The organism is Methylobacterium sp. WL103 (assembly GCF_008039885.1).
GTDB lineage: Bacteria > Pseudomonadota > Alphaproteobacteria > Rhizobiales > Beijerinckiaceae > Methylobacterium > Methylobacterium cerastii.
This window is the reverse complement of the sequence record NZ_VRUX01001076.1, coordinates 1-827: the sequence shown is the minus strand read 5'-3', so window position 1 is coordinate 827 and position 827 is coordinate 1. Positions and strand designations below refer to the sequence as shown.

General features: G+C 74.5%; 1 protein-coding gene and 2 pseudogenes. 2 read left to right on the top strand and 1 reads right to left on the bottom strand.

What is annotated here, in order from left to right:
• Positions 1 to 271, top strand: a 271-nt coding sequence (locus tag FV222_RS27880) for a phage major tail protein, TP901-1 family (protein ID WP_147816391.1), incomplete at its 5' end; no start/stop codon positions are given.
• Between the two features lie 203 nt (positions 272 to 474).
• A pseudogene (locus FV222_RS27875) lies at positions 475 to 585 on the top strand (GTA-gp10 family protein); the annotation flags it as partial.
• Between the two features lie 133 nt (positions 586 to 718).
• On the opposite strand, the pseudogene FV222_RS31675 reads toward FV222_RS27875, so the two are convergent.
• Positions 719 to 827: pseudogene (locus FV222_RS31675) on the bottom strand (head-tail adaptor protein); the annotation flags it as partial.

The following is an 827-nucleotide window of genomic DNA, read 5'->3' as shown; positions in this document are numbered from 1 at the left end:
GCGCTGGCGCGAATTGCTCGCCGGCGCCGGCGTGCGCCGCGCCGCGATCTCGGGCTCCGGCGTGTTCCGCGACGAGGCCTCGGACCTGCGGCTGCGGCAGGTGTTCTTCGACGGGGTGATCGAGACCTTCCAGGTGGTGGTGCCGGCCTTCGGCACCCTCGAAGGTCCGTTCCAGATCACCGCGCTCGAATATCGCGGCGACCACGCCGGCGAGGTCACCTTCGACATGAGCCTGGAATCGGCCGGCGCCGTCGCCTTCACCGCGCTCTGATCCAGCACGGACATCCCGACGGCAGTCGGCCAGCGCGACCGCGCGCCGCCGCGGGTGCGGCGGGCGCCTTCGACCGGTTTGGGTCGAAGGCCACCAAGCCGAGCATCCCGACCTTGGGAGGCCAGCGCGACCGCACGCCGCCGCCGGTGCGGCGGACGCCTTCGGCCGAGCCGGTCGAAGGCCACCCAAGGAGACACCCATCCATGGCCAACCGCAGGCGCGGCGAGGTGCCGCTCGATCTCGGGGGGACCCGCTACACCCTCTGCCTCACCCTCGGCGCCCTGGCGGAGCTCGAGGACGCGTTGCAGGCCGGCGGCTCGTCGTAGAGGCGGAACGCCCCGCCCATCAGACGGGCGAGCGCCGCGTCGGTAGAGAACCGCGCGATCAGCGCCGCCCGCATGGCGAGGAGCGGGCTCGGCGCGGGCGGCGCGACGGAGGGGATGCCGCTCATGCGCTCGCCTCCGGCAGGGCCTCGACGTGGCAGACGAGGTCGCGGCCGCGGTCGTCCGGGTCGAGGATCGCCCGGATGGCGAACCGGCGCGGGCCGGCGGCGAGC